Source organism: Rhizobacter sp. P3_B12, from assembly GCF_056402895.1.
In genome coordinates this window covers 1-687 of record NZ_JBFUGN010001656.1, presented here as the reverse complement: position 1 = coordinate 687, position 687 = coordinate 1, and the positions used below count along the sequence as shown (strand labels likewise).

Below are 687 nucleotides of genomic sequence, written 5' to 3'. Positions count from 1 at the left end.
GGCATGGGGCACGACCTGCCGCTGCCGCTGCTGCCGCGGTTCGCCGACGGCATCGAACTTGCCGCCGGGCGGGCTTGATCAGCGACGGATCTCGGTCCAGGCGTTCTTGCGGGAGGGGATGGCCTGGCACAGCTTCAGAGGCGAGGTCTTGATCAAGCCCGACCCGACGGTCGTCATGCCCGTGATGCCGCTGGAGCGGCAACTGCTGGAGCCAGACGACCCGCTGGCGATGCCGGACGACGCCGTGCGCAGCAGCGTCATCTTCGACGACATGTCGGTGCTGGAGATCGTTTCGCTGACGTAGCCGACGCCGGGGATGCCGGAGCCCTTGCTCATGGCGAGCACATAGAAGCGAGAGCTGGCTGCGCAGTTCGAGATGGTCGACTTGTTGGTCACCACCACCACGGCGGTGTAGCCGATCGACGGCGCCGCGTTGACGACCTCGCCGTCGGGCAGGTCGATGTACCAGCCCCGGCTGGTGGTCCAGTTGACGCTGTTGCCGGTCGTCTGGTCGATGGAGCTGTCGTAGAGCTGTCTGGTCAGGCTGCCGCGCGGGTTGGTGAGTTCGTCGCCGTCCGAGATCGCGTAGACCGTTTGCGTGCCGGGCGTGCTCGAGAGGTCCGTGAAACCGAGCATGCGGCCGGTCCCGACGAAGAGGGTCCGTTTCCCGTTCTGGTAGACGAGGGC

1 pseudogene is annotated in these 687 nt (G+C 66.7%); it reads right to left on the bottom strand.

The window, feature by feature from the left end:
• Positions 1-78: 78 nt before the first annotated feature.
• Positions 79-687, bottom strand: a pseudogene (locus tag AC1D01_RS37510) (hypothetical protein); the annotation flags it as partial.